Annotated in this window: 21 protein-coding genes and 1 pseudogene; 14 read left to right on the top strand and 8 right to left on the bottom strand. The window is 65.7% G+C overall.

Annotation, left to right across the window (positions count from 1 at the left end; translation table 11 throughout):
- Positions 1 to 34 precede the first annotated feature (34 nt).
- Entirely contained in the window at positions 35 to 484 is a 450-nt protein-coding gene (locus IB256_RS27340) for a GNAT family N-acetyltransferase (protein ID WP_192404723.1), read from the bottom strand.
- A gap of 183 nt (positions 485 to 667) precedes the next feature.
- Here IB256_RS27340 and IB256_RS27335 point away from each other — a divergent pair.
- Both IB256_RS27335 and IB256_RS27330 read left to right on the top strand, forming a co-directional pair.
- Positions 668 to 2158: pseudogene (locus IB256_RS27335) on the top strand (RimK family protein); the annotation flags it as partial.
- 23 nt (positions 2159 to 2181) lie between these two features.
- Positions 2182 to 2325, top strand: coding sequence for a hypothetical protein (locus tag IB256_RS27330; protein ID WP_192294928.1), 144 nt, complete (start codon positions 2182 to 2184; stop codon positions 2323 to 2325).
- Here the strand turns inward: IB256_RS27330 and IB256_RS27325 are convergent.
- Together IB256_RS27325 and IB256_RS27320 are read right to left on the bottom strand one after the other, a co-directional pair.
- Positions 2304 to 3407 carry a WD40/YVTN/BNR-like repeat-containing protein gene (locus IB256_RS27325; protein WP_192404721.1) on the bottom strand — a complete coding sequence of 368 codons (1104 nt, stop codon included), beginning with the start codon at positions 3405 to 3407 and terminating at the stop codon, positions 2304 to 2306. The two genes, IB256_RS27330 and IB256_RS27325, sit on opposite strands and share 22 nt — an antisense overlap.
- 28 nt (positions 3408 to 3435) lie before the next feature.
- On the bottom strand, positions 3436 to 3705 hold the full coding sequence (locus IB256_RS27320) for a MoaD/ThiS family protein (RefSeq protein ID WP_192404720.1): 270 nt from the start codon (positions 3703 to 3705) through the stop codon (positions 3436 to 3438).
- Positions 3706 to 3937: 232 nt separating this feature from the next.
- On the opposite strand from IB256_RS27320, the gene IB256_RS27315 reads away from it, so the two are divergent.
- The 8 genes from IB256_RS27315 (at position 3938) to IB256_RS27280 (ending at position 12572) form a co-directional block, all read left to right on the top strand.
- Positions 3938 to 4126 carry a hypothetical protein gene (locus IB256_RS27315; RefSeq protein WP_192294931.1) on the top strand — a complete coding sequence of 63 codons (189 nt, stop codon included), beginning with the start codon at positions 3938 to 3940 and terminating at the stop codon, positions 4124 to 4126.
- A 190-nt stretch (positions 4127 to 4316) separates the two neighbouring features.
- Positions 4317 to 5681, top strand: coding sequence for a glutamine synthetase family protein (locus IB256_RS27310; protein ID WP_151187641.1), 1365 nt, complete (start codon positions 4317 to 4319; stop codon positions 5679 to 5681).
- A gap of 207 nt (positions 5682 to 5888) precedes the next feature.
- A complete protein-coding gene (locus tag IB256_RS27305) occupies positions 5889 to 7202 on the top strand; it encodes an NAD(P)/FAD-dependent oxidoreductase (RefSeq protein WP_192404719.1) in 1314 nt (437 codons plus the stop codon).
- A gap of 370 nt (positions 7203 to 7572) precedes the next feature.
- The gene (locus IB256_RS27300) at positions 7573 to 8496 is read left to right on the top strand and encodes a LysR substrate-binding domain-containing protein (RefSeq protein ID WP_081518536.1); all 924 of its coding nucleotides are present in this window, start codon (positions 7573 to 7575) and stop codon (positions 8494 to 8496) included.
- A gap of 140 nt (positions 8497 to 8636) precedes the next feature.
- A complete protein-coding gene (locus IB256_RS27295; RefSeq protein ID WP_192404718.1) occupies positions 8637 to 9722 on the top strand; it encodes an ABC transporter ATP-binding protein in 1086 nt (361 codons plus the stop codon).
- Between the two features lie 56 nt (positions 9723 to 9778).
- Positions 9779 to 10894, top strand: coding sequence for an ABC transporter substrate-binding protein (locus IB256_RS27290; protein ID WP_192294933.1), 1116 nt, complete (start codon positions 9779 to 9781; stop codon positions 10892 to 10894).
- A 15-nt stretch (positions 10895 to 10909) separates the two neighbouring features.
- On the top strand, positions 10910 to 11746 hold the full coding sequence (locus tag IB256_RS27285; RefSeq protein WP_192404717.1) for an ABC transporter permease: 837 nt from the start codon (positions 10910 to 10912) through the stop codon (positions 11744 to 11746).
- Positions 11747 to 11756: 10 nt separating this feature from the next.
- Positions 11757 to 12572 carry an ABC transporter permease gene (locus IB256_RS27280; protein WP_192294934.1) on the top strand — a complete coding sequence of 272 codons (816 nt, stop codon included), beginning with the start codon at positions 11757 to 11759 and terminating at the stop codon, positions 12570 to 12572.
- Positions 12573 to 12766: 194 nt separating this feature from the next.
- Here IB256_RS27280 and tusA read toward each other — a convergent pair whose 3' ends face one another.
- Positions 12767 to 13006 (bottom strand): sulfurtransferase TusA, encoded by a 240-nt coding sequence (gene tusA / locus IB256_RS27275; protein ID WP_015477744.1) that lies wholly within the window; start codon positions 13004 to 13006, stop codon positions 12767 to 12769.
- A 152-nt stretch (positions 13007 to 13158) separates the two neighbouring features.
- Between tusA and IB256_RS27270 the strand changes: the two genes are divergently transcribed.
- A complete protein-coding gene (locus IB256_RS27270; protein ID WP_192404716.1) occupies positions 13159 to 14715 on the top strand; it encodes an alpha/beta hydrolase in 1557 nt (518 codons plus the stop codon).
- Positions 14716 to 14771: 56 nt separating this feature from the next.
- Here the strand turns inward: IB256_RS27270 and IB256_RS27265 are convergent, their stop codons facing one another.
- A complete protein-coding gene (locus IB256_RS27265) occupies positions 14772 to 15650 on the bottom strand; it encodes a MaoC family dehydratase (RefSeq protein ID WP_192294937.1) in 879 nt (292 codons plus the stop codon).
- Between the two features lie 100 nt (positions 15651 to 15750).
- On the bottom strand, positions 15751 to 16818 hold the full coding sequence (gene rlmM / locus IB256_RS27260) for a 23S rRNA (cytidine(2498)-2'-O)-methyltransferase RlmM (protein WP_192294938.1): 1068 nt from the start codon (positions 16816 to 16818) through the stop codon (positions 15751 to 15753).
- A gap of 356 nt (positions 16819 to 17174) precedes the next feature.
- On the opposite strand from rlmM, the gene acnA reads away from it, so the two are divergent.
- Both acnA and IB256_RS27250 read left to right on the top strand, forming a co-directional pair.
- Entirely contained in the window at positions 17175 to 19907 is a 2733-nt protein-coding gene (acnA, locus tag IB256_RS27255; RefSeq protein ID WP_192404715.1) for an aconitate hydratase AcnA, read from the top strand.
- 194 nt (positions 19908 to 20101) lie between these two features.
- Positions 20102 to 21667 (top strand): methyl-accepting chemotaxis protein, encoded by a 1566-nt coding sequence (locus IB256_RS27250; protein ID WP_192404714.1) that lies wholly within the window; start codon positions 20102 to 20104, stop codon positions 21665 to 21667.
- 113 nt (positions 21668 to 21780) lie between these two features.
- On the opposite strand, the gene cprA is transcribed toward IB256_RS27250, so the two are convergent.
- Positions 21781 to 22953 (bottom strand): cationic peptide resistance protein CprA, encoded by a 1173-nt coding sequence (cprA, locus tag IB256_RS27245; protein ID WP_225601981.1) that lies wholly within the window; start codon positions 22951 to 22953, stop codon positions 21781 to 21783.
- Positions 22954 to 23042: 89 nt separating this feature from the next.
- Positions 23043 to 23741: an alpha/beta family hydrolase gene (locus tag IB256_RS27240; protein ID WP_225601980.1), complete on the bottom strand. Its 699-nt coding sequence runs from the start codon at positions 23739 to 23741 to the stop codon at positions 23043 to 23045.
- A 121-nt stretch (positions 23742 to 23862) separates the two neighbouring features.
- Here IB256_RS27240 and ccoN point away from each other — a divergent pair, with 121 nt between their 5' ends.
- Complete coding sequence (gene ccoN / locus IB256_RS27235) at positions 23863 to 25287, top strand: cytochrome-c oxidase, cbb3-type subunit I (RefSeq protein WP_192294940.1); 1425 nt, start codon at positions 23863 to 23865, stop codon at positions 25285 to 25287.
- The last annotated feature ends 6 nt before the right edge of the window (positions 25288 to 25293 follow it).

Below are 25293 nucleotides of genomic sequence, written 5' to 3'. Positions count from 1 at the left end.
GTTTTCCGCACCCTGACCAGCCCCTCCCCCTTCATCAGATCAGCGGTTTCTCGTACCGCCAGGCATCGGCGCCGTCTTCGTAGAAATTGGCGATCCGGCCGAAGCGGCGATAGCCACGCCGCTCATAGAGCCCAATGGCGACGCAGTTATCGACGCGCACCTCGAGCCGCAACGCCCTGCAACCGTGCCGCGCGGCACTACGCTCCGCCTGTTCCAGCAATCCGCTGCCCAGTCCCCTGCCGCGAGCCTGCTGCGAGGTCGCCAGCGAATACAGGCGCGCCACCTTCGTGCCCCGGCGAAACAGCAGCAAGGCGTAACCGAGCAACTCGTTGCCCTCCTGCGCCACGATCAGCTCGGCACTCGGTGCGGCGATCATCTGGCGAAAGCTGCGCGCACTCAGACGGTCCTGGTGAAAAGTGCCCTCCTCCAGCGCCACAAGAGCCGCTAAATCGGCACGGGTGGCAAGGCGATATAACAGCGGCATGGGTTCTCCGTAAAACTTTCGTCATGAATCGGGACATTTCCAGAAGTTGCTGCTTAATAGACACACGGCAACTTCCAGACAGGTCCGTGAACAATGTCTTCGCTACACACTAACTTCCATGAAAAGTTGAATGCAAGTTCCCTCCAGGCTGTCACCGACACCTCTGCGGAGCCGCCTTCAGCCCGTTCCAGCCAGGTCCTGATCATCGTCGAGCGCAAGGAAGACTGGGCTTCGTATATTCCCAGCGAAGATATGCTGAGCGCACGGGAATACCTGGAAGACTCCCGCCAGTTCGATGCGGGAAAACGCTTCCAAGTGATCAACCTGTGTCGAAACTATAAATACCTGGGCCACGGTTATTATTGTTCGCTACTCGCCGAGGCGCGCGGGCACAAGGTGATCCCATCGGTACGCACGATCAGCGAACTGGCGAAGAAATCCCTCTACGGGCTAGCCCTGGACGGCCTGGAAAAAACCCTGGAGAAAGCCCTCGACCAGCATCCCTGCGCCAGCACCGACGGCTTCACCCTGCGCCTGTACTTCGGCCGCACCGACCTGGAGCCGCTGCAACCCATCGCCCGCCAGCTGTTCGAGGCCTTCCCCTGCCCGATCCTGCTGGTGGACTTCCGCCGCACCGATGCCTGGCATATCGCCGGCGTTCGCCCCGGCGCCCTGCACAAGCTGCGGGAGAAACAGGAAGACCAGTTCGCCGACGCCCTCGACCGCTTCAGCCGGCGCGTCTGGCGCCAGCCCAACTCGCGGCGGCTGGCGCGTTATGACCTGGCCATCCTGCACAACCCGGCGGAGAGCCTGCCGCCGTCCAATGCTGCGGCGCTGCAGAACTTCGTCCGCGTCGGCCGGCAGTTAGGCATCGATGTCGACCTGATCGAGAAGAAGGACTACGCGCGCCTGGCCGAGTACGACGCGCTGCTGATCCGCGAGACGACTCGCGTCGACGACCACACCTACCGCTTCGCCAAGAAGGCCGAACGCGAGGGACTGATCGTGATGGACGACCCGGCTTCGATCCTGCGCTGCACCAACAAGGTCTACCTGACCGACCTGCTGCGCGGCCAGGGCCTGGGCATGCCGGACACGGAAATCCTCTACAAGGACAACCCTCAGGAACTGGAGCGCGTCGGTGCACAGCTGGGCTTCCCGCTGGTGCTGAAGATTCCCGACGGCTGCTTCTCCCGGGGCGTCTACAAGGTCGAGGACGCCCAGCAACTGCGCAGCGTCAGCGCCGAACTGTTCGAGCACTCGGTGCTGCTGCTCGCTCAGGAGTACCTCTATACCGAGTACGACTGGCGCATCGGCATCCTCAACCGCAAGCCGGTGTTCGCCTGCCAGTACTTCATGTCCCGCGGGCACTGGCAGATCGTCGAGCACAAGGCTGGCGGCGAGGTGATCGGCGAATGCCGCACCCTGCCGGTGGAAAGCGCGCCGCCCGCCGTGGTGGAACTGGCGCTGAAGACCGCCAGCCTGATCGGCGACGGCCTGTATGGCGTGGACCTCAAGGAGGCGAACGGCGAGGTGATGGTGATCGAGGTGAACGACAACCCCAACCTCGACGCCGGCATCGAAGACGCCTGCCTCAGGGACAACCTCTACCGCCAGGTGCTGGAGGAATTCATCCGCCGCCTGGAGCTCAAGCGGCGCGGCCAGGCGCTGTAATCCGCCCCCTCAAGGAGAACCCCATGGATGCCACGCACATCGGCCTGACCATCCTGATCGCCATCGTCGTGTTCGGCACCGCGATCAACTATTTCGATCGCCGCATGAAGCCGCGCGAGGTGCGCGAACAGGCCAGGCGCAAGGCTCAGCCGAAGCGCACGCAGTAGATCGGCGGCAGGTTCATCGACAGGCATTGCCAGTGATCGCCGCCGTTCTCCGACAGCCACAGCCCGCCTGTGGTGGACCCCATGGCCAGGCACACGCCATCGTCGTCCACCGCCAGGCCGTGGCGGTACACCAGGTCGAAGGCCGCGCCCTGCGGCAGGCCGCTGTCGAGCACTTCGAAGCTGGCGCCGCCATCACGGGTACGGGTCACGACGAAACGGGCATCCACCGGAATCCGGCAGACGTCCTTCACCGCGGGGACGAACCAGGCGGTGTCCGGCCGGGTCGGGTGGACGGCGACGGCGAAGCCGAAGCTCGACGGCTTGACCTGCACGTCGCTCCAGCGCGCGCCGCCATCGGTGGAGGTGAAGATGCCGTTGTGGTGCTGCACCCACAGGCGCTGCGGCTGCGCGGGACAGTGCACCAGGCGGTGCGGGTCCTGGATGGCGCCCTCCTCGCGCAGCTCCGGCGGCATGTAGTCGGCGTACATGCCGCTGGTGGTGAGGCGCCAATTGGCACCGCCATCGTCGCTCTGCCAGACGCCACCGCAGGACACGGCAATGGTCAGGTGCTGGCTGTCTCGCGGGTCGACGCTGACCGAGTGGATGCCCGGCCAGTCGTAGCCGCCGCCCATCCAGCGCGAGCGCTCGGGGCGGTCCCAGAGCGGGCGATTGAGCTGCCAGCTATCGCCACCATCGTCGCTGCGGAACAGGCCGCCGGGAATAGTCCCGGCCCAGAGCACGCCGGGCTCGGCGGCGCCGCCAATCTCCAGGCACCAGATCTGCTGCAGGACCCAGGGCGCGGGCGGGGCTTCCCCCTCCTGGGGCGCGGGCAGCGGATCGGGTTGCGGCGGGTAGGTCGGCACGGCGATCTCCTGCCAGCCCTCGCCGACACGCTGACGCCAGAGCTTGCAGCCGAAGTGGCCGAGGTTGAGGGCGGCGTAGAGGGTTTCATCGCGCGGGTCGGCGAGCACCGTGCTCAGCGGCTCGCCAATGAAGTCCCGACGGGTTTCCTGCCAGCCGTCCGCGCCACGCTGGAAGGTGAACAGCCCCTTGCGGGTCGCCACCAGCAATCGATCATCCATCTTGCCCTCCTGATATGCCGCCTTGCCCTCAACCGCCGCTCAGGGCCTGGACCACGTAGACCTCGCTGTCCGCTGCCAGCGCATCGCTAAGGCGGGCGCGGTCACGCAGGCGCAGGCCGTCGATGAAGATCGTCAGGTGCCGGCGCAACCCGCCCTGGTCGTCGAGCAGGTAACCGCGCAATTTCGGCGCTTCGACAAATACCGCTTCCAGCGCGCCGGCGAGGGTCACGGCCGGCAACTCGCGCTCCTCGATGGGAACATGGCGCTGGATCGATGGGGCGAAGACGATGCGGCACATGGACGGGCCCGTGGCGGACGCTGATTGCCCCAGTCTAGGGCAGACACGGCGAGCGCTACGAGTGCTTCGACGAGGTGCGCGAAGAGCAACGCAAAGGCTCTGGAATGGCCTTCATGCCGATCAGCAACGAGCATTCAGTTTCGATTTTGCAAATCCAAACGTCGTGAAAATCACATTTAACAAACCCATACGCCGTGCGAGTCTGCGGAAATCGTCAGCCAAATCCTTCGACATGCACCTGCTCGTTTCGCCCGCACCGCTGGAACCCGTCGCCGCCCGCAAGGCCGGCAGCGCTGTCCGCCTGCCGCGCAAACATGCCCGCTGGCTCGAGCTGCAACCGCTGACCCTGCCTCTGGAACTGGCCTTCTGGGCGCTCTGGCATTGCCGCCACGCGCGCCCGCCCGACCATACCTCTCGCTGACCGGGCACCCCGCCCGACTTCGCCCGACGGAACTACATTCATCGAAGAGCTCGGCTCATCACGGCCAACGCTTTTCATCGAACAAGACGTAGCCCGTTGCATCGCTTGCCTGCCTTCAATCCCGTGCCCCTCGGTGCGGCCCTGGCCTGCAGGTCGTCAGCGCATCCGCGTGGATGCTAACGAGAGCCCCATGAATTTCGCCTCTGTGCAAGAAGCCCAGTATTTCCTGGCCCAGAACCCCGATATCGAGATGGTCGAGCTGTTCATCCTCGACGCCAACGGCGTGCCGCGCGGCAAGCTGCTGCACCGCGAGGAACTGCTCGCCGTGTACCAGTCCGGCCGGCCGCTGCCCAGCACCATCCTCGGCCTCACCGTGCATGGCGAGGATGTGGAGGATTCCGGGCTGGTCTGGGACGTTGGCGATATCGACTGCCGCGCCTACCCGCTGCAAGGCAGCCTGGTGCGCCTGCCCTGGCGGCAGATTCCCACGGCGGCGGTGCAGGTCAGCATGCATCCCGAACAAGGCAAGCCGGCGGATATCGCCGACCCGCGCCATGTACTGATCCATGTGATCGACGGCCTCAAGGCCGCCGGCTACCACCCGGTGATGGCCTGCGAGCTGGAGTTCTACCTGCTGGACGCCAAGCGCGACGCCCATGGCCGCCCGCAACCAGCGCTGGACGCCGACGGTGGCCGCCCGCGTGCCACCCAGGTCTACGGCCTGCGCGAGCTGGAGCAGATCGAACCCTTCCTCGCCGACCTTTATGCCGCGTGCAAGGCCCAGGGCATTCCGGCGCGCACGGCCATCTCCGAGTACGCACCGGGCCAGGTGGAAATCACCCTGGAGCACGGCGATGCGCTGGTCGCCATGGACCAGGCCGTGCGCTACAAGCGCCTGGTGAAGGGCGTGGCGCACAAGCACGGCATGCAGGCGTGCTTCATGGCCAAGCCGTTCGACGACCTGGCCGGCACCGGCATGCACATGCACGTTTCCCTGGCCGACGCCGAGGGCAACAACCTCTTCGCCAGTGAAGATCCGGCGGGCACTCCGCTGCTGCGCCAGTCCGTGGGCGGCATGCTGAAAAGCCTGCTCGACTCACTGCTGCTGTTCTGCCCCAACGCCAACTCCTACCGCCGCTTCCAGGCCAACAGCTACGCACCGCTGGCGCCGACCTGGGGCTGCGACAACCGCACCGTGAGCCTGCGCGTGCCGGGCGGCCCGGCTAACACGCGGCACGTGGAGCACCGCATCTGTGGCGCTGACGCCAACCCTTACCTGGCCGCCGCAGCCATCCTCGCCGGCATCCATCGCGGCATCCGCGAGGAGATCGACCCGGGCGCACCGGTGGAAGGCAACGGCTACGCCCAGGCCAAGGAACTGCTGCCCACCGACTGGCTGACCTCGCTGCGCGCGCTGGAGCGCTCCAGCTGGGCGCGCGATGCGCTGGGCCACGAATTCCTCGGCGTCTACCTGAAGGTCAAGCAGGCCGAGTACCGCCAGTTCATGGGCGAGGTCGGCGAGCAGGACTGGCGCTGGTATCTGACGCAGGCGTGAGTATTCGAGGGTCGCTAAAAAGCCCCTCACCCCAACCCTCTCCCAGAGGGAGAGGGAGCCGAATGTGCCGAGATGAGCTTCCCGCTCACTGAAACGCCCGGCAAAAACCAGACATCTAAGCTTGCTCCGATCAGTCCCCTCTCCCTCTGGGAGAGGGTTAGGGTGAGGGAGGCAGGCCACACGAACGAACAAGAAAGGAACACCGCAATGAACGCCGCTGTTAACCCCGCCACTCCCGCCCCCGAGCGCGCGAAGTCCTACTACTCCGCGAGCCTCAACGAAGAGACCAGCTACCCCACGCTGCAGGGCGAGGTGAACGTCGACATCGCCATCATCGGCGGCGGCTTCACCGGCGTCGCCACCGCCGTGGAGCTGGCCGAGCGCGGCTACAAGGTCGCCATCGTCGAGACCAACAAGGTCGGCTGGGGCGCCAGCGGGCGCAACGGCGGGCAGGTCACCGGCAGCCTCTCGGGCGACTCCGCCATGGAGAAGCAGATGCGCCAATGGCTGGGCGACGACGTCGACGACTTCATCTGGCACCTGCGCTGGCGCGGCCACGAGATCATCAAGAGCCGCGTGGAGAAGTACGGCATCCAGTGCGACCTGAAGTTCGGCCATTTGCACGCGGCGATGAAGCAGTCGCACATGGACGAACTGAAGGCTACCTTCGACGACGCCAAGCGTCGCGGCATGGGCGACGAGATCAGCCTGCTGGACAGCGCCGGCGTGCGCGCGCACCTGGAAAGCGACCTGTACTGCGGTGCCATCAAGAACACCCGCAACATGCACCTGCACCCGCTCAACCTGTGCATCGGCGAAGCCAAGGCCGCCGCCAGCCTGGGCACACTGATCTTCGAGCACTCCGAAGTGCTGGATATCATCCACGGCCCGCGTCCGGCAGTGGTCACCTCCGGCGGACGGATCAACGCAGCCCAGGTGATGCTGGCCGGCGACGTCTACCACAAGCTGGAACGCAAGCAGCTCAAGGGCATGATCTTCCCGGCCATGGGCGGCATCGTCACCACCAGGCCGCTGGGCGAGCTGGCCAAGCGCATCAACCCGCAGGACCTGGCGGTCTACGACTGCCGCTTCGTGCTCGACTACTACCGCATGACCGGCGACGGCCGCCTGCTGTTCGGCGGCGGCGCCAATTACTCCGGCCGCGACTCGCGCGACATCGCCGGCGAGCTGCGCCCATGCATCGAGCGCACCTTCCCGGCGCTCAAGGGCGTGGACATCGAGTTCCAGTGGAGCTGCGCCATGGGCATCGTGATGAACCGCATCCCGCAGCTGGGCAAGCTGTCGGAGAACGTCTGGTACTGCCAGGGCTACTCCGGCCACGGCGTGGCGACCACCCACATCATGGGCGAGATCATGGCCACGGCGATGACCGGCGACCTGGAGAAGTTCGACACCTTCGCCCAGTGCAAGCACATCCGCGTGCCCATGGGCGACGTGTTCGGCAACCCGATGCTGGCCGCGGGCATGTGGTACTACCAGATGATGGAGAAGCTGCGCTGACACCAGGCCTCGAGGTCCACCTGTAGGAGCGAGCTTGCTCGCGAACCGCATTCCAGTGTCTTCGCCGGCAAACGCCTAAGTAGGATGGGTGGAGCTTGCGATACCCATGCTGCCGGTGCCCGGTCATCGATGGGTATCGCAAGCTCCACGCCATCCTACGTTCGTGCTTCGCCGTGCAGCAGGTGCGGGGGCCAGTCTGGTCGCGGGCATGGCCCGCTCCTACAAGTGAGCATCCGTCGCAGCAGGGCGCCCGCTGCAGGCGCCAAGCGAAACGCCCTGAAACACCCACCCTCTCCGCCCGTACCCGCAGCCACTCGACACCACCGCCCCGCTCAGGGATAAAGGCTCCACTTCGAAATTGGAGTGAGCCATGCGTTTCCCCTCGATGACCGCCCTGCGCGTGCTGGACGCCGTTGCCCGCCTGGGCAGCCTGTCCGGTGCGGCCAGCGAACTGAGCCTGACCCGCAGCGCCGTCAGCCACCAGCTGCACAGCCTGGAAGACTGCCTGGGCATCCCGCTCACCGAGCGGGTTGGCCGCGGCATCGCGCTGACCTACCACGGCGAATGCTTCGCCCGCGAGACCCAGCGCGCCCTGGCGATCCTTAACGAGGCGCGGCGCTTCGCCAATGCCGAGGAAGTCTCCGGCCGCCTGTGCGTGAGCTGCACGCCCGGATTCGCCACCTACTGGCTGTGCCACCAGATCGGCAAGTTCCAGCGCGCACACCCGCAGGTGGAGCTCAACCTGGTCTCGCCGCGGGTACCCGACGACGTCAGCGACCGCGACGTCGACCTGTTCATCGCCTACGGCGTCGGCGACTGGACCGACCTGCACGTCGACCTGATCGCCACCCTGGACACCTTTCCCGTGTGCAGCCCGTCGCTGATCAACTCCGTCGGCGGCCTCGACTCGCCGGAAGACCTCGCCAGCCTGCCCTTCCTGCACATGGTCGACCACTCCGACTGGCTGCTGTGGACCGCCGCCGCCGGGGTGAAGAACCTCAACGTGCGTAACGGCATCGTCTTCTCCGACGCGCACCTGGTGCAGTCGGCGGCCATCGCCGGACAAGGCGTGGCCATGGGTGACGCGCTGGTCAGCGGCGACGCCATGGCCAAGGGGCAGTTGGTGCGGCTGTTCAACGTCGCCATCGAGCCGCCCAACCGCTACTACTTCGTCACCGACCCGGCCAAGTCCGAACGCCCCGACGTGCGGGCCTTCAAGGCCTGGATGAAGGCCGAGTTGCGGATGTCCGAGCAGTTCCGCCACAGCGGCCGGAGCGCCGTGATAGGTGAATGATTTCGAACAATGAGGGCAAAAAAACGCGATTGATGCGGAGAGAGATTTAACAATACTGCATTAAAAAAAGGCCGCTGATTTTTACCCCGATCCTCACCCGGCGGCCGCTCGAACAAGAACAAGAAATCGAGGTAAGTGCAGTGGAGCGACAGCCCCAACTACGTGCCATCGGCATCGGCAAGAGCTACGGCAGTTTCAACGCGCTGGACAACGTGTCCATCGACATCCAGCAGGGCGAGTTCCTCACCCTCCTCGGGCCTTCGGGCTCCGGCAAGACCACCTTCCTGATGATCCTCGCCGGCTTCCAGGCCCCGTCTCGCGGCAAGCTCGAAGAGGGCGGCGCCGATATCACCCGGCGCCCCGCCGAAAAGCGCAACTTCGGCATGGTGTTCCAGGGCTACGCCCTGTTCCCGCACATGAGCATCGAGGACAACGTCGCCTTCCCGCTGAAGATCCGTGGCGTGAAGGCCGAGGAGCGCAACCGCCGCGTACGCCACATGCTCGACGTGGTAGGCCTCGGCGAGCACCTGGGCAAGCGCCCCGGCGAGCTCTCCGGCGGCCAGCAGCAACGCGTGGCCATCGCCCGGGCGCTGGTGTTCGAGCCAGACATGCTGCTGCTCGACGAACCTCTTTCGGCACTGGACAAGAACCTGCGCGAGCAGCTGCAGGCCGAACTGCAGCGCATCCACCGCCAGGTCGGCACCACCTTCGTCTTCGTCACCCACGACCAGAACGAAGCCCTCGCCCTGTCCACCCGCATCGCCATCTTCAACCGCGGCCAACTGGCCCAGGTCGACGACCCGCAGACCATCTACAACCAGCCCAGCAACCGCTTCGTCGCCGAGTTCCTCGGCAAGATGAACCTGTTCCCGCTGAGCCAGGTGGGCCGCGCCGGCGAGCTGGCCTGCGGACGCTTCGGCGAGGCCGAGCTGCGCGCCGGCTACTCCCCGGCCGTGCAGGCCGAAGCACCGCTGCTGGCCGTGCGTCCGGAACACATGCAACTGCATAGCGTGCCGCCGCAGGTGAACGGCCACAACGTGGTGCAGGCGGTACTCACCGCCAAGACCTACCAGGGCGCCAGCACCGAGCTGTGCCTGGGTGCCGGCAGCGAGGGCAAGCAACCGATGAGCCTGGCCGTGCATGCCGACCACCAGGCCTCGCGCCTGGAACAGGGCGCCAAGGTCTGGCTGAGCTGGCCCATCGAGAAAAGCCTGCTGATCGCCTGAGTCGCCGAACGCGTTCGTCCCCTATTCGCCATCCCACCTGATCGGGAGCTGCACCCATGTTCAATCCTCACCAGCAAGACTGCATCGAAGTCCTCATCGAAAAGACCCGCCGCGGGCACATCGACCGCCGCACCTTCCTCAAGGGCATGGGCCTGATGGCTGCCCTGCCGCTGGCCTTGCGCAGCGGCGTGAGCTTCGCCGCCGGCGACAAGCCGCTGGTGGTGGTGAACTGGGGCGGCGACGCCATCAAGGCGTTCGGCAAGGCCTGGACCGAGGGCTTCTCCAAGGCCACCGGCATCCCGGTGAAGATCGACGGCAGCGGCCCCACCGAAGGCGCCATCCGCACCCAGCTGTCCAGCGGCCGGGTGAGCTGGGACGTGGTCGACGCGGAAAGCTCGATCCTGCAGAACCTGGGCAAGGAAGGCCTGGTGCAGGCCATCGACTACAACGTCGTCTCCAAGGACAAGGTGCTGCCCGGCTTCGCCTACGAATACGGCATCGCCGACTACATGCTCAGCTACGTGATCGCCTACGACAGCGAGCGCTTCGGCGACAAGGCGCCCAAGACCTGGGCCGACTTCTGGGACGTGAAGACCTTCCCCGGCAAGCGCACCCTCTACAAGTGGATGAACGGCATGCTCGAGGCCGCGCTGCTGGCCGACGGCGTGGCGCCGGACAAGCTCTACCCGCTGGACGTGGCTCGTGCCATGAAGAAGATCGAGGAGCTCAAGCCCCACGTGCTGGCCTTCTGGGGCTCGGGCGCGGAGACCCAGCAGTTGCTGATCGAGGGCGAAGTGTCCATGGGCGCCATCTGGAACACCCGCGCCCAGGTGATCACCGAGGACAGCGAAGGCCGCATCAAGTGGACCTTCGACAACGCCCTGCTGGGCTGCAGCAACTGGGGCGTGCTCAAGGGCAACCCGGCTGGCACCGAGGCGGCCATGAAGTTCATCGCCTACGCCCAGGACCCGCAGTCCCAGGTCGAGCTGTTCAAGATGTTCGGCAACGGCCCGGCCAACCCCGCCGCCGCCGCGCTGATCCCGGACGACCGCAAGCACCTGAACTGCACCGATCCGTCCAACCTGCCCAAGCAGGTGATGCTCAGCCACGAGTGGTACACCGACCACTATGCGGCGACCCTGGAGCAGTACCTGACCCACATTTCCAAGTGACGCGGAGCGCAGGTCATGGCCGATAACGCCCCCTCGCGGCTCAAGCTGAGCGCCCTGCTGCTGCCGCTGCCGGTGGTTCTGATCGTGTTCTACGTACTGCCCTTCCTCGGCGTGCTCGGCTGGAGCGTGACCCTGCCGGAGCCGGGGATCGAGCAGTACCAGCGGATCATGACGGACCCGGCGATCCACGACGTGCTCTGGCGGACCTTCCGCCTGTGCACCACGGTCAGCGTGATCTCCCTGCTGATCGCTTACCTGATGGCCTACTGCTGGGTCTACAGCCCGCCGTTCTGGCAGCGCGTGGTGGAAATCTGCGTATTCATCCCGTTCTGGCTGTCGGTGCTGGTACGCGCCTTCGGCTGGCTGATCGCCCTGCGCAGCAACGGTCTGCTCAACGACTGGCTGCAGTACCTGGGCATCACCAGCGAGCCGTTGCAGCTCACCCGCAACGAGATGGGCGTGGTGATCGGCATGGTGCACTTCATGGTGCCCTTCGCACTGTTCCCGCTGGTGTCGACCATGCGCCGCCTGGACCCGCGCGTGCTGCTGGCCGCGCGCGGCCTGGGCGCCGGGCAGATGCGCACCTTCTGGAGCATCTTCGTGCCGCAGACCATTCCCGGCATCCTCGGCGCCTTCATCATCGTCTTCGTGTTCTGCCTGGGCTTCTTCATCACCCCGGCGATCCTCGGCGGCGGACAGACCGTGATGGTGGCCGAGTACGTCTACCTGCAGATGTTCCAGACCAGCAACTGGGGCCTGGGCGCCGCGCTCTCGGTGGTGCTGCTGGCGCTGGTCAGCGGGATGATCTGGGCGCTGCTGCGCATGACCCGCGTCGACAAGCTGGTCGGCTGAGGACACAACGATGAACGCACACGAAACCAAAGCCCCCAGCCGCCTGCTGGCGACCATGGCGATGATCTTCATGGTCTTCCCGCTGCTGGCAGTGATCCCGGTGTCCTTCACCAGCAAGCGCTTCCTCTCGATGCCCAACGGCAACTGGTCGCTGCGCCACTACCAGGCGCTGCTGGACAGCCCGGAATGGCTCTCGGCAATCGGCCAGAGCCTGATGGTCGCCACCGCCACCTGCATCATCGCGACCGCGCTGGCGGTGAGCTTCAGCCTCGGCATCTGGTATCTGCGCTCGCGCCTGGCGACCCTGCTGATCGGCCTGGTGCTGCTGCCCATGGCGATCCCGCCGATGATCTCGGCGATGGTTCTGTATTTCATGGAAACCAAGGTCAGCCAGTTCGCCCCCAGCCTGGGCTACGACACCCTGTTCGGCCTGACCATCGCGCACATCGTGATGGTCGTGCCCTACGGTGTGGTGACCATGCTGGTGGCACTGAGCCAACTGGACCGGCGCATCGAACTGGCCGCGCGCAACCTCGGCGCGAGCCTGGGCCAGACCACCTTCATGGTGGTGCTGCCGAACCTCAAGCTGGGCGTGGCGAGCACCGCACTACTGTGCTTCGCGCTGAGCTGGGAGGAGATCGCGGTGACCCTGTTCGTCACCAGCACCGAGGTGAACACCCTGCCGCGGCAGATCTGGTCCGGCCTGCGCGACAACATCGACCCGGCCGTGGCGGCCATTTCGGTGGTGCTGATCGCCCTGACCTTCGTCGCGCTGATCGGGCGGATGATCGCCCAGAGGCTCGCAGCGCGCCCAGCGGGGAGCTGACAGCAGGGCGCATAACGTTCGACGTTATGCGCCGCCCAGCCCCGCGAACATCGCCCCATGGAAGCTCCACGCAGGATGGCGTGGAGCGCAGCAATACCCACTGACTTCCTGCGCACACAGCATGGGTATCGCTCCGCTCCACCCATCCTACGCAATAGTCATCCTGCAAATTGGGCACGCAGTGGCCCGGCAGATCACTCCGCCTTCTTGCGAATCCAGTACAGGTAGGTCCCCGCCTCTTCCTGCTGCTCCACCAGCTCATGGCCGAGGAAGACGCAGAACTTGGGGATGTCGCGGCGGGTGGACGGGTCGGTGGCGATCACCTTGAGCAGGCCGCCGGCCGGCAGGTCGCGTACCTTGTTGTGCAGCATCATGACCGGCTCGGGGCAGTTCAGGCCGGTGGCGTCGAGAATCGCATCGACAGGCTGGGACATCGCGTCACTCCAGAAAAACCAATGGCGCATTGTCGCGCAAAGCGCACCGTGCGGTCACCCTGCGTCCGTCCGGGTCACCGAACCTTGGTTGGGGGTGGGCGCGGCGGGCGCCGGGCATGCTGGCGTATTCGCTCCCCCACAACGGAATGTCGATGCGCACCCTCCTCTGCCTGTGCCTCGTGCTGCTCGCCGGCTGCGCCGCCCGCGACCAGGTCCCCGACTTCAACACCAGCGAAGGCAAAGACCTGCCGGCCACCTGGTTCGAGGCCGTCATCACCGCCCGCGACGGTACCAGGCTCTCCGCCACCGTGTTCCAACCGGCGCTCAAGGCCGGCGAAAACGCCCCGCTGATCGTCCACACCCACGGCTGGGGCGGCTGGCGGGTGACCGGTCCGGATGGATACTACGGCAAGAACATGATGTCCGGCCGCGCCGCGCTGCGCGCCTGGAAGGCCGGTTTCTGGGTGGTCAGCTACGACCAGCGCGGCTGGGGCGGCAGCGACGGGCGCATCGAGATGATGAACCCGCAGTTCGAGGTGCAGGACGCCAGCGCGGTGATCGACTGGGCCGCCACGCACCTGGCGCGGCTGACAATGGACGGCCCGAACGATCCGCGCGTCGGCATGCTCGGCGAAAGCTACGGCGGCGCCGTGCAACTGCTGGCCTCGGCGGAAGACTCGCGCATCGATGCCATCGTCCCCATCGCCACCTGGTACGACCTGGCCGATGCCCTGGCACCGGATGGCCAGCTGAAGATCGGCTGGGGCGGCGTGCTGGTGAGCCTGGGGCTGGCCACAGGCTACGACCTGGGCAAGTTCGTCCAGGCCGATTACCTGCATACCACCGGTGGGCGCATGGCTGCACCGGTGCAGGCGGAACTGCATGCCAACAGCCTTGCCAGCTATTGCGCGGCCGGCCGTTTGCCCCACGCCGATGCCCTGCTGATCCAGGGTCTGCGCGACACGCTGTTCCCGCTGGACCAGGGCCTGCAGATCCGCCAGTGCCTGAAACAGGGCCCGGCGGACGTGCGCCTGCTGGGCATGCAGGGCGGGCACATCCTGCCGCCGCCGCTGCAGGCCTGGAGCGGACTGCCACCGTTCAACAACGAGCCGGTGATCCACTGCGGCTCGCGGGCGATCAACCTCTACACCGGCATCGTCGCCTGGTACGAGGAAAAGCTGCGCAAGCGCCCCGGCGCCGCCGACGGTGTGCCGGACCTGTGTATCAGCCTCGATCTTGACCAGGGCGTGGCGCTGGATGATCTGCCGGCTCCCGGCCCCACCGTGGCATTGCCGGGCACCGCCATCCGCCCGGCAGTGAGCGGCCTGCTGCAACCTTCAAGGTTCATCCCCTTGCAGCGCGTCAGCGAACACAGCGCCCTGCTCGGCAGCGCCGAAGTACGCCTGAACCGGCCGCTGACGGAGCGCCCCGACGCGCAGCTGTTCGCCGCTCTGGCGATCCGCAGCGCCGATGGCAGCACCCGACGCCTGGACGAACAGGTGAAACCGCTGGCGAACCAGGGCAGCACGCGACTGAACGCCGTCAGCGCCAGCCTCGCGCCGGGGGATGAAATCGGATTGCTGGTGAGCGGGTTCAGCGACCAGTACCTGTTCAACAGTTCCTGGCGGATTGCGCCGGTAGAGCTGCAGGGCGAAGTACAACTGCCCAACCTCATCCCGCTGCAACCACGAGTCGCGGGCTCCCTGTAGGAGCGTCCCATGGACGCGATCGCGGGTATGGCCCGCTCCTACAAAGGAGCGGACCCTCAGCGCAAAGGCCCGTCCGGCGCTTCGTCCAGCTGCGCCAGCAGCATCGGCTGACCATCGCCCTCGGCGGGCAGCAGCGCCCATTGTTCCTTCTTGCCCAAGCGGCGGTACACCTGCTTCACCTGGCTCCCCAACGGCAAAGGCGCCTTGAAGTGCGCGTCCAGGCGCACGTTCTCGGCCAGGCGGCGGCCAGTCAGGCTGCGCGCCAGGCCCCACATGCCGTGGGCGAAGGGTTTGCCGAAGCCATAGTGCGAGGCCATCAGCCGCGACAGGTGCAGTGGGTTGAAGTCGCCGCTCAGCCCAGCGTAGCGCCAGCCGACGATCTTCGGCACGCGCCACTGCACACCGGAATGCACCGGCGCTTCCAGGGTGTGCCACTGGGCACGCTCGGGCAGCGGATCAGGCTCGCTCCCGCCATCGAGGAAGTCGCCCCGGCGCAGGTAGGTGGTGATCGACTGCCAGTAGAGCATGTCGTGGTGCCAGGCCTCGGTGACCACATCCACCTCCAGGCCCAGCTCGCTGCGGCGGCTGGTGAGGATGCGGCAGTCGAACTGCAGCGGCTCGTGCTCTTCGAGCAGGCGGTAACGCTGGATATGGCTGCGCAGGTGGATCAGCCCGACCACCGACAGCGGCATGCGCGAGCGGCTGAGCAGGCGCAGGTGCAGCGGCAGGCTGATGACTTGCGGATAGAGCAGCGGCACGCCCAGCGTCGGGTCGAGGCCGAAATGCTGGCGGTAGGCGCGCAGGTGGCGCAGGTCGAATTTCAGGGTGCGGCTGTCCATCGCCAGGTAGGGCACGCGCTCGCCCTGGCCGAGGCCACGGCGTGGCAACAGCATGCGGCTGTAACTGCCCAGGAGGGAGGGCAACTTTCGCTTCACGAAGGTCTCCGGAAGATCTCGCGCCGCACAGCATGGGCAATGCCGGGCGGCGCGGCAAGTCACCGAAGGTCGGGTGGCGTGACCGGGCAGTTGCGCGTCGCTAGCGCTCGCCCTTCTCAATGCGGCGCAGGTGGCAGGTCACTTCCTCGCGGTCGTGGTAGAGCTGCTTGCAGCCGATCTGCACCTTGAGCCCGCGCTCGCGGAAGGACTCCTCCAGGCGGTCGAGGATGCGTCGCACCTCGGCGTAGCGCTGCTTCATCGGCAACTTGAGGTTGACGATGGCCTCGCGGCACAGCCCCTCGCCGATCCAGGTTTCGATCATCGCGCCGGTTCGCGCGGGCTTCTCGACGATGTCGCAGACCATCCAGTCCATGCGCTGGCGCGGACGGAAGGCATAACCGTCAACGCGCTGGTGCTCGACCAGCCCGGAATACATCAGATTCTCCGCCATCGGCCCGTTGTCCACGGCGACGACGCGCATCTCCCGGTTCACCAACTGCCAGGTCCAGCCGCCGGGCGATGCGCCCAGGTCCACGGCAAGCATGTCCGGCGCCAGGCGGCGGTCCCAGTCGGCGCGGGGAATGAAATGGTGCCAGGCCTCTTCCAGTTTCAGCGTCGAACGGCTGGGCGCCTCGCGGGGGAACTTCAGCCGCGGGATGCCCATGGGCCACATGGCGCAGTTGCGCGCCTCGGCAATGCCGATGAAGGCCTCGCGGCCGGAACGGAAGGTCAGCAGCAGGCGCGGCAGGCTGGGGTCTTCCACCAGCTTGCCGGCTTTCACCAGGGCGGCGCGCAGGGGCTTCTCGAACTTGCGGCAGAAGGTCGAGAGCTCCTTGCCGTCGTTGGTGTCGAACACCTCCAGCCAGAGGCTGCCGCATTGCGCAAAGCCAGCGAGGGCTTCGAGGATCGCGCCGATGCGGTCTGTTTCCGGCAGTGCGGTGAAGCCGTTACCACGCGCCCACTGGCGCGGGAAGATCAGCTCAGGGAAGCGCAGCTGGCGCATCAGGCGGTCAGCACCATCGGCGTCCATGCAGATGAACTCTGCGTAGGCAGAGGCCGGCTTGGCTCGGGCGTAGCCGGGGATGTCCAGGCGCGCGGCGTGCTCGGACAGTTCGGCACAGACCTCGTTCTCGAAGCCCGGACGGCAATGCAGTAAGAGGGTATTCATCGGGGTGTCTCCTTGGCCGCGCACTATAGAGGCTGGCCACGAAGGTTTCATGCAGATTCGCCGGAAATATCCCACGACCTGAGCCACTTGTTCTGAACCCCACTCAGGAACCTGGGGTCCAGAACAGATGGCAATACCCCTTCGGGCGGTCTAGCTTGAGTGGTCTGGCCCAGCCCGCCAGAAGACTGCCCGATGATTGCCCTGCCTGGCGAAGATTGCCCCCGATTGCGGCCTGTCTGAAGTAGGCCTGCGATGGATCAGGACGTTAGCGCCCTCCTTCGCCAAGTATCGCCAGTGCGCCGTTGATTCGGCCGCGCCGCCGATCACGAGCAGAATCCAAGCCTGAGGAGAATGTCATGCCCGCAGTGGATAGCCTGAACAGCCTGCGCACCCTTGAGGTCGCCGGCAAGACCTATCACTACTACAGCCTGCCTGAAGCGGCGAAGAGTCTGGGGGACCTGGGCAAGCTGCCCATGTCCCTGAAAGTCCTGCTGGAAAACCTGTTGCGCTGGGAGGACGGCAACACCGTCACCGGCGACGACCTCAAAGCCCTGGCCGGCTGGCTGAAGACCCGCAGCTCCGAGCGCGAGATCCAGTACCGCCCCGCCCGTGTGCTGATGCAGGACTTCACCGGCGTACCGGCGGTGGTCGACCTCGCCGCCATGCGCGACGCCATGGCCAAGGCCGGCGGCGACCCGCAGAAGATCAACCCACTGTCCCCCGTCGACCTGGTCATCGACCACTCGGTGATGGTGGACAAGTTCGCCAGCCAGTCCGCCTTCGCTCAGAACGTCGAGATCGAGATGGAGCGCAACGGCGAGCGCTACGCCTTCCTGCGCTGGGGGCAGAACGCCTTCGACAACTTCCGCGTGGTGCCGCCGGGCACCGGCATCTGCCACCAGGTCAACCTGGAGTACCTGGGGCGCACCGTCTGGACCAAGGACGAGGACGGCCGTACCTACGCCTTCCCCGACACCCTGGTCGGCACCGACTCGCACACCACCATGATCAACGGCCTCGGCGTACTCGGCTGGGGCGTTGGCGGCATCGAGGCGGAAGCGGCCATGCTCGGCCAGCCGGTGTCGATGCTGATTCCCGAGGTGATCGGCTTCAAGCTGACCGGCAAGCTGAAGGAAGGCATCACCGCCACCGACCTGGTGCTGACCGTCACCCAGATGCTGCGCAAGAAAGGTGTCGTCGGAAAATTCGTCGAGTTCTATGGCGACGGCCTCGCCGACCTGCCGCTGGCCGACCGCGCCACCATCGCCAACATGGCCCCGGAGTACGGCGCCACCTGCGGCTTCTTCCCGGTGGACGACATCACCCTGGGCTACCTGCGCCTGTCCGGTCGCCCGGAAGACGCCGTCAAGCTGGTGGAGGCCTACAGCAAAGCCCAGGGCCTGTGGCGTGAAAAAGGCCACGAACCGGTATTCACCGACTCCCTGCAACTGGACATGGGCGACGTCGAGGCCAGCCTGGCCGGACCCAAGCGCCCGCAGGACCGCGTGGCCCTCGGCCACGTCAGCCAGGCCTTCGATGATTTCCTCGGCCTGCAGATCAAACCCGCCTCCACCGAGGAAGGCCGCCTGCTCAGCGAAGGTGGTGGTGGCGCCGCCGTGGGCGCGGCAGCCCAGACCGGCGAGGCCGACTACCAGCACGACGGCCACACCTATCGGCTGAAGAACGGCGCCGTGGTGATTGCCGCCATCACCTCCTGCACCAACACCTCCAACCCCAGCGTGATGATGGCCGCCGGCCTGCTGGCGAAGAAGGCGCTGGAGAAGGGGCTGCAGCGCAAGCCCTGGGTGAAGAGCTCGCTGGCTCCCGGCTCCAAGGTGGTCACCGAGTACTTCCATGCCGCTGGCCTGACCCGCTACCTCGACGAGCTGGGCTTCGACCTGGTGGGTTACGGCTGCACCACCTGCATCGGCAACTCCGGCCCGCTGCTCGACCCCATCGAGAAGGCTGTACAGCAGGCGGACCTGACCGTCGCCTCGGTACTCTCCGGCAACCGCAACTTCGAGGGCCGCGTGCATCCATTGGTGAAAACCAACTGGCTGGCGTCACCGCCGCTGGTGGTCGCCTATGCGCTGGCCGGCACCGTGCGCACCGACCTGACGAAAGACCCTCTGGGCACCGGCAAGGACGGCAAGCCGGTCTATCTGAAGGACATCTGGCCGACCCAGCAGGAAATCGCCGAGGCGGTGCAGAAAGTCGACACGGAAATGTTCCACAAGGAATACGCCGAAGTCTTCCAGGGCGATGAGAAATGGCGTGCGATCCAGGTGCCGGACGCCCAGACTTACACCTGGCAGGACGATTCCACCTATATCCAGCATCCGCCGTTCTTCGAGCACATCGCCGAGGCGCCACCGAAAGTTGCGGATATCCAGGGCGCCAACATCCTCGCAGTACTGGGCGACTCGGTGACCACCGACCACATCTCCCCCGCCGGCAACATCAAGAAGGACAGCCCCGCCGGCCGCTACCTCAGCGAGCACGGCGTGGCCTACGCCGACTTCAACTCCTACGGCTCGCGCCGTGGGAACCATGAGGTGATGATGCGCGGCACCTTCGCCAACATCCGCATCAAGAACGAGATGCTCGGCGGCGAAGAAGGCGGCAACACGCTCTATGTTCCCACCGGCGACAAGCTGGCGATCTACGACGCCGCCATGCGTTACCAGCAGGACGGCACGCCGCTGGTGATCGTCGCCGGCAAGGAATACGGCACCGGTTCGTCCCGCGACTGGGCGGCCAAGGGCACCAACCTGCTGGGCGTGAAAGCCGTGATCGCCGAAAGCTTCGAACGTATCCACCGCTCCAACCTGGTAGGCATGGGCGTGCTGCCGCTGCAGTTCAAGGACGGGCAGGACCGCAAGGCGCTGAAGCTGACCGGCAAGGAAGTGCTGAGCATCAGCGGCCTGTCGGGCGAGCTGAAGCCGCACATGAACCTCAAGGTCACGGTGAAACGCGAGGACGGCAGCCAGGACAGCTTCGAGGTGCTCTGCCGCATCGATACCCAGAACGAAGTCGAGTACTTCAAGGCCGGCGGCATCCTCCACTATGTGCTGCGCAGCCTGATCTAGAGCGCTGCGGCGGCCTGCAACGGGCCGCCGCTTGCTTCTTTGGTTTCATTTCGCTGACCAGTGGCGATACGCTATCGTCATTCTCTCGGCGTCACTCTTCTGACATTTTTCTGTGATCGCCATCAAATTTTCGATCCAGCGGCCGATAAGCTGGACAGACGTGCCAATTCGCCTTTCTCCGAGATCCCAGCCTGATGCGCAACAACCAGCCGATCACCCAGCGTGAACGCACCTTCCCCGCCGAACAGCGACTGATCTCCACGACCAACGCCCGCGGTGTCATCAGCTACGTCAACGATGCCTTCAGCGCCATCAGCGGCTTCTCCCGCGAAGAACTGCTGGGCGCAGCGCACAATCTGGTGCGCCATCCGGACGTGCCACCGGCGGTATTCGCGCACATGTGGGCGACCCTGAAGAAAGGCCGCCCCTGGATGGGCATCGTCAAGAACCGCTGCAAGAACGGTGACCATTACTGGGTCAGCGCCTACGTCACACCGATGTACGAGCACAACGAGATCGTCGGCTACGAATCGGTGCGGGTGAAGCCCACCGCCGAACAGGTGCGCCGCGCCGAAGCGCTGTACGCGCGGATCAATGCCGGCAAGTCGGCCATCCCCGCCCGCGACCGCTGGTTGCCGGTGCTGCTGGACTGGCTGCCGTTCATCCTGATCGGCCAGATCGGCTTCCTCATCGGCGTCTGGCTGAACTCCCACTGGGGCTTCCTGCTCGCAGCACTGCTCTCGATCCCGCTGGGCCTGGCAGGCCTGGGCTGGCAGCAACGCGGGCTCAAACGCCTGCTGCGCCTGGCCGAACAGACCACATCCGACCCGCTGATCGCGCAGATGTACACCGACAGCCGTGGCGCTCAGGCGCGCCTGGAAATGTCGATCCTCAGCCAGGAGGCACGGTTGAAGACCTGTCTGACCCGCCTGCAGGACACCGCCGAAACGCTCACCGAGCAGGCCCGTGAAGCCGACTCCCTCGCCCACCACAGCTCCGCCGGTCTGGACCGCCAGCGCCAGGAAACAGAGCAGGTGGCCACCGCCGTCAACCAGATGGCCGCCACCACCCAGGAAGTGGCCGACAACGTGCAGCGCACCGCCGACGCCACTCGCCAGGCCAACAACCTGACCACCGAAGGCCGGCAGATCGCCGCCGAGACCCGCGAGGCCATGCAGCGTCTTTCCAGCTCCGTGGGCGAAACCGGTGATGCAGTCAGCCAACTGGCCCGCGACAGCGAGCAGATCGGTGGCGTGGTGGACGTGATCAAGGGGATCGCCGACCAGACCAACCTGCTGGCGCTCAACGCCGCCATCGAAGCTGCCCGCGCCGGCGAGATGGGCCGCGGTTTCGCCGTGGTCGCCGATGAAGTCCGCTCCCTGGCCCAGCGCACTGCCGAGTCCACCGGGCAGATCCACCAGCTCATCGCCAATCTGCAGAACACCGCCACCGAGGCGGTGCGTGCCATGGACTCCGGCCGCCGCCAGGCCGACGAAGGCGTGGAGCGCGTGTTGCAGGCGGACAACGCGCTGGTGGGCATCAGCGACGCGGTGGCCAACATTACCGAAATGGCCACCCAGATCGCCGCCGCTGCCGAGGAACAGAGCGCCGTGGCGGAAGAGATCAACCGCAACATCAGCACCATCGCCAACCTGGCCGACCAGACCTCCGGCGAGGCCCAGCGCACCGCGCTGCTCAGCGAGGAGCTGACGCAGACTGCGCACCGCCAGTACTCGCTGGTGGAACGGTTCAATCGCTAGGAAGCGAGCGCCTTCGCAGGAGCGAGGGGGACGCCATCGTTATTGCTCGCGGCCCCGGCCCCGCTGCGGGGCTTTTCGCGAGCAGGCTCGCTCCTGCAGAAGAGCCGTTCGCGTTACTTGAAGTCCCACTGCATCTGAGCCGGGATACTGACATCCCGCGAGGAATGCACGCACACGCCCACGTAATCGGTAAAGCGCGGCGGCGCGGCGATGCCTTCGTCCAGCAGGCGCTGGTTGTCGAACAGGTAGTTGAGGTCGGCAAAGCCGCTGTACAGGCGTAACGCCCGCAGCACCAGACGCGGATTGGCCTTGCCGATACGGCTCTCGAAGCTGCCGGCCAACTCGCGCAGGTCCTCGCTGCTGACCTTGCGATAACGCTCGCCCACAGGCTCCTCGCCACGAGCGTCGGCATAAGCGCGATCGATCTCGCCGAAGGTGCACGCCGAACCGTGGCCGGCAGAGATGTGGTAGAGGCTGTGGCTCAGTGTCGGCTTCAGCGCCAGGGCTACCAGCGCTTCGGCGCAGTAGTCCACCGGGATCACATCGATCTGCTCGTCCAGGCCGCAGGTGAAGCTCTCCAGGGCGAAACCCATGCGGAACACCCAGAAAATACTCCCCGACGCACGGCAACCCAGTTCGCGGTGCCCAACCACGATGGAGGGGCGCGCCACCACCAGCGGCAACGACGGCAGTTCCTCGCGCATGCGCCGCTCGATCTCGGCCTTGGAGGCGGTGTAGTCCACCAGTTGCTCTTCGCTGTCGGGGAAATCCCAGGACTCACGCACTGGCGACTCGCGCTGCGGGCCGCAGCACATGGCGGTGCCCACATGAAGGAAGCGCTTGAGGTTGCGCGACTGGCTGAGCAGGCGGGCAAACGCGAAGGTGCCCTCGACGTTTACCGGCCAGATGCTCGGGTTTTTCGAGAACGAGGCCACGGCGGCGCAGTTGATTACCTGCTCCACGCGCATCAGGCGAGCGCGCTCGCCCTGCATCCATGCAGTGTCCAGCAGGTCGCCGCAGAGTATCTGGCTCTCTTGAAGGCCCTCCAGCGCAGTCTCCGGCACGCAGTGCAGGCGCAGGTTGTCGCGCAGCCGCTCCAGGCCCAGTTCCGGATTTTCTGCTCGAACGAGGAACAGCAGCGACAGGCTGTGACCGTCGGCGATCAGGTGAGCGGCAACGGAGCCGCCAAGGAAGCCGGTCGCGCCAGTCAACAACAGGCTGTGCGCGGCGCCGGGGGAGTATCGGAAGGGTTGGGTGGCAATGCGTTCAGCGTAATCGGGGTTCATGGCAGCGTTCGGCCTGTCCTCTGGATGCGGGGCGTCGACTGCAGGGAGCCGACGCCGGCGAGGATAGGAACGCGTGCATTAAGGACCGATTAGCGCAATAGGAAAGCTTCGATCCTCGCGGCTGCGCTTTCCAGATGCTGCTCGTGGGTCACCCCGGAAGCCTTGAGCGGTTTGAGGTCGTGGTCGGCAGCGGCCAGCCAGTGCAGGTGGATCGCCGGCGACAGCGAATAGCCTTCGACCGTGGGCCGATCACCCAGCGCATCACGTTCGCCCTGCACGATCAGGGTCGGCGTCTGCAGATCGGCCAGGTGCGCGACGCGCGGTTTCTCCGGCTTGCCGGCGGCATAGAACGGGTAGCCGAGACAGACCAGCGCATCAGCGCCCAGTTCGTCCGCCAGCAAGCTGGCCATCCGCCCGCCCATGGACTTGCCCCCAATGGCCAGCTTGCCCGGCACCTCGGCGCGGACCTGCGCGTAAACCTGCCGCCAGCACTCGAGCAACTGCTTCTGCGGATTCGGCGGGCGGCGCTTTCCATCCTTGCGGCGCATAGCCATATAGGGGAACTCGAAGCGCACCACGGAGATACCCCTTTCGGCCAGGCGCGCAGCGATGTCGTCCATGAACGGGCTGTCCATCGGTGCACCCGCTCCGTGCGCCAGAACCAGCGTCGCCGACAGTGCGCGCTGTGCCGGGTTCCGCAGCAGCGACAAAGGACCGCAGGCGCCCGCGACAGGGGTCTCAGGTGCCAATTGATCCGAATCAATATTCCGGGAAGTGCCTTTATCCATCCTTCACTCCGCTAATTCCGAATTAGTACCTATCCCAAGGGGGAGGGGCGGCATACGCCGTAAGCCGTAAAAAACCTTGCCGGGATGGGCATAGCCCATAACCGTGGATGGAAGCCCATAAATGAGCACAACCAATCAGACCGCTTATAACTATAAGGTGGTCCGCCAGTTCGCCATTATGACAGTGGTGTGGGGGATCGTCGGCATGGCCGTCGGTGTCCTGATCGCCGCGCAACTGGTGTGGCCGGACCTTAACCTCGGCTTACCGTGGACGAGCTTCGGCCGCCTGCGTCCGCTGCATACCAACGCGGTGATCTTCGCCTTCGGCGGCTGCGCACTGTTCGCCACCAGCTACTACTCGGTGCAGCGTACCTGCCAGACCCGCCTGTTCTCCGACACGCTCGCTTCCTTCACCTTCTGGGGTTGGCAGCTGGTGATCCTGTGTGCCGCCATCACCCTGCCGCTGGGCATGACCTCCTCCAAGGAGTACGCCGAGCTGGAATGGCCGATCGACATCCTGATCACCATCGTCTGGGTTTCCTACGCCATCGTCTTCTTCGGCACGCTGATGAAGCGCAAGACCAAGCACATCTATGTGGGCAACTGGTTCTTCGGCGGCTTCATCCTGACCGTGGCGATCCTGCACGTGGTCAACAACCTGGAAATCCCGGTCAGCCTGACCAAGTCCTACTCGCTGTACTCGGGCGCCACCGACGCCATGATCCAGTGGTGGTACGGCCACAACGCCGTGGGCTTCTTCCTGACCGCCGGCTTCCTGGGGATGATGTACTACTTCGTTCCCAAGCAGGCCGAGCGTCCGGTCTACTCCTACCGCCTGTCCATCGTGCACTTCTGGGCACTGATCGCCGTCTACATCTGGGCCGGCCCGCACCACCTGCACTACACCGCCCTGCCGGACTGGGCGCAATCGCTGGGCATGGTGATGTCCCTGATCCTGCTGGCTCCGAGCTGGGGCGGCATGATCAACGGCATGATGACCCTCTCCGGCGCCTGGCATAAGCTGCGCACCGACCCGATCCTGCGCTTCCTGGTGGTTTCCCTGGCCTTCTACGGCATGTCCACCTTCGAAGGCCCGATGATGGCCATCAAGACCGTCAACGCCCTCTCCCACTACACCGACTGGACCATCGGCCACGTACACGCCGGCGCTCTGGGCTGGGTAGCCATGGTCTCCATCGGCTCGCTCTACCACATGATCCCGAAAGTCTTCGGTCGCGAGCAGATGCACAGCGTGGGCCTGATCAACACCCACTTCTGGCTGGCCACCATCGGCACCGTTCTTTACATCGCCTCGATGTGGGTCAACGGCATCACCCAGGGCCTGATGTGGCGCGCAGTGAACTCCGACGGCACCCTCACCTACTCCTTCGTCGAAGCCCTGGCCGCCGGCCACCCCGGCTTCATCGTGCGGATGATCGGTGGTGCCATCTTCCTGCTGGGCATGCTGGTCATGGCCTACAACACCTGGCGCACCGTAGCGGCCGCCAAGCCGGCCGAAATGCAAGCCGCGGCGCAGATGGCCTGAGGAGTC

This window comes from Pseudomonas sp. PDM17 (genome assembly GCF_014851985.1).
GTDB lineage: Bacteria > Pseudomonadota > Gammaproteobacteria > Pseudomonadales > Pseudomonadaceae > Pseudomonas.
This window is presented reverse-complemented; position numbering and strand designations above follow the sequence as displayed.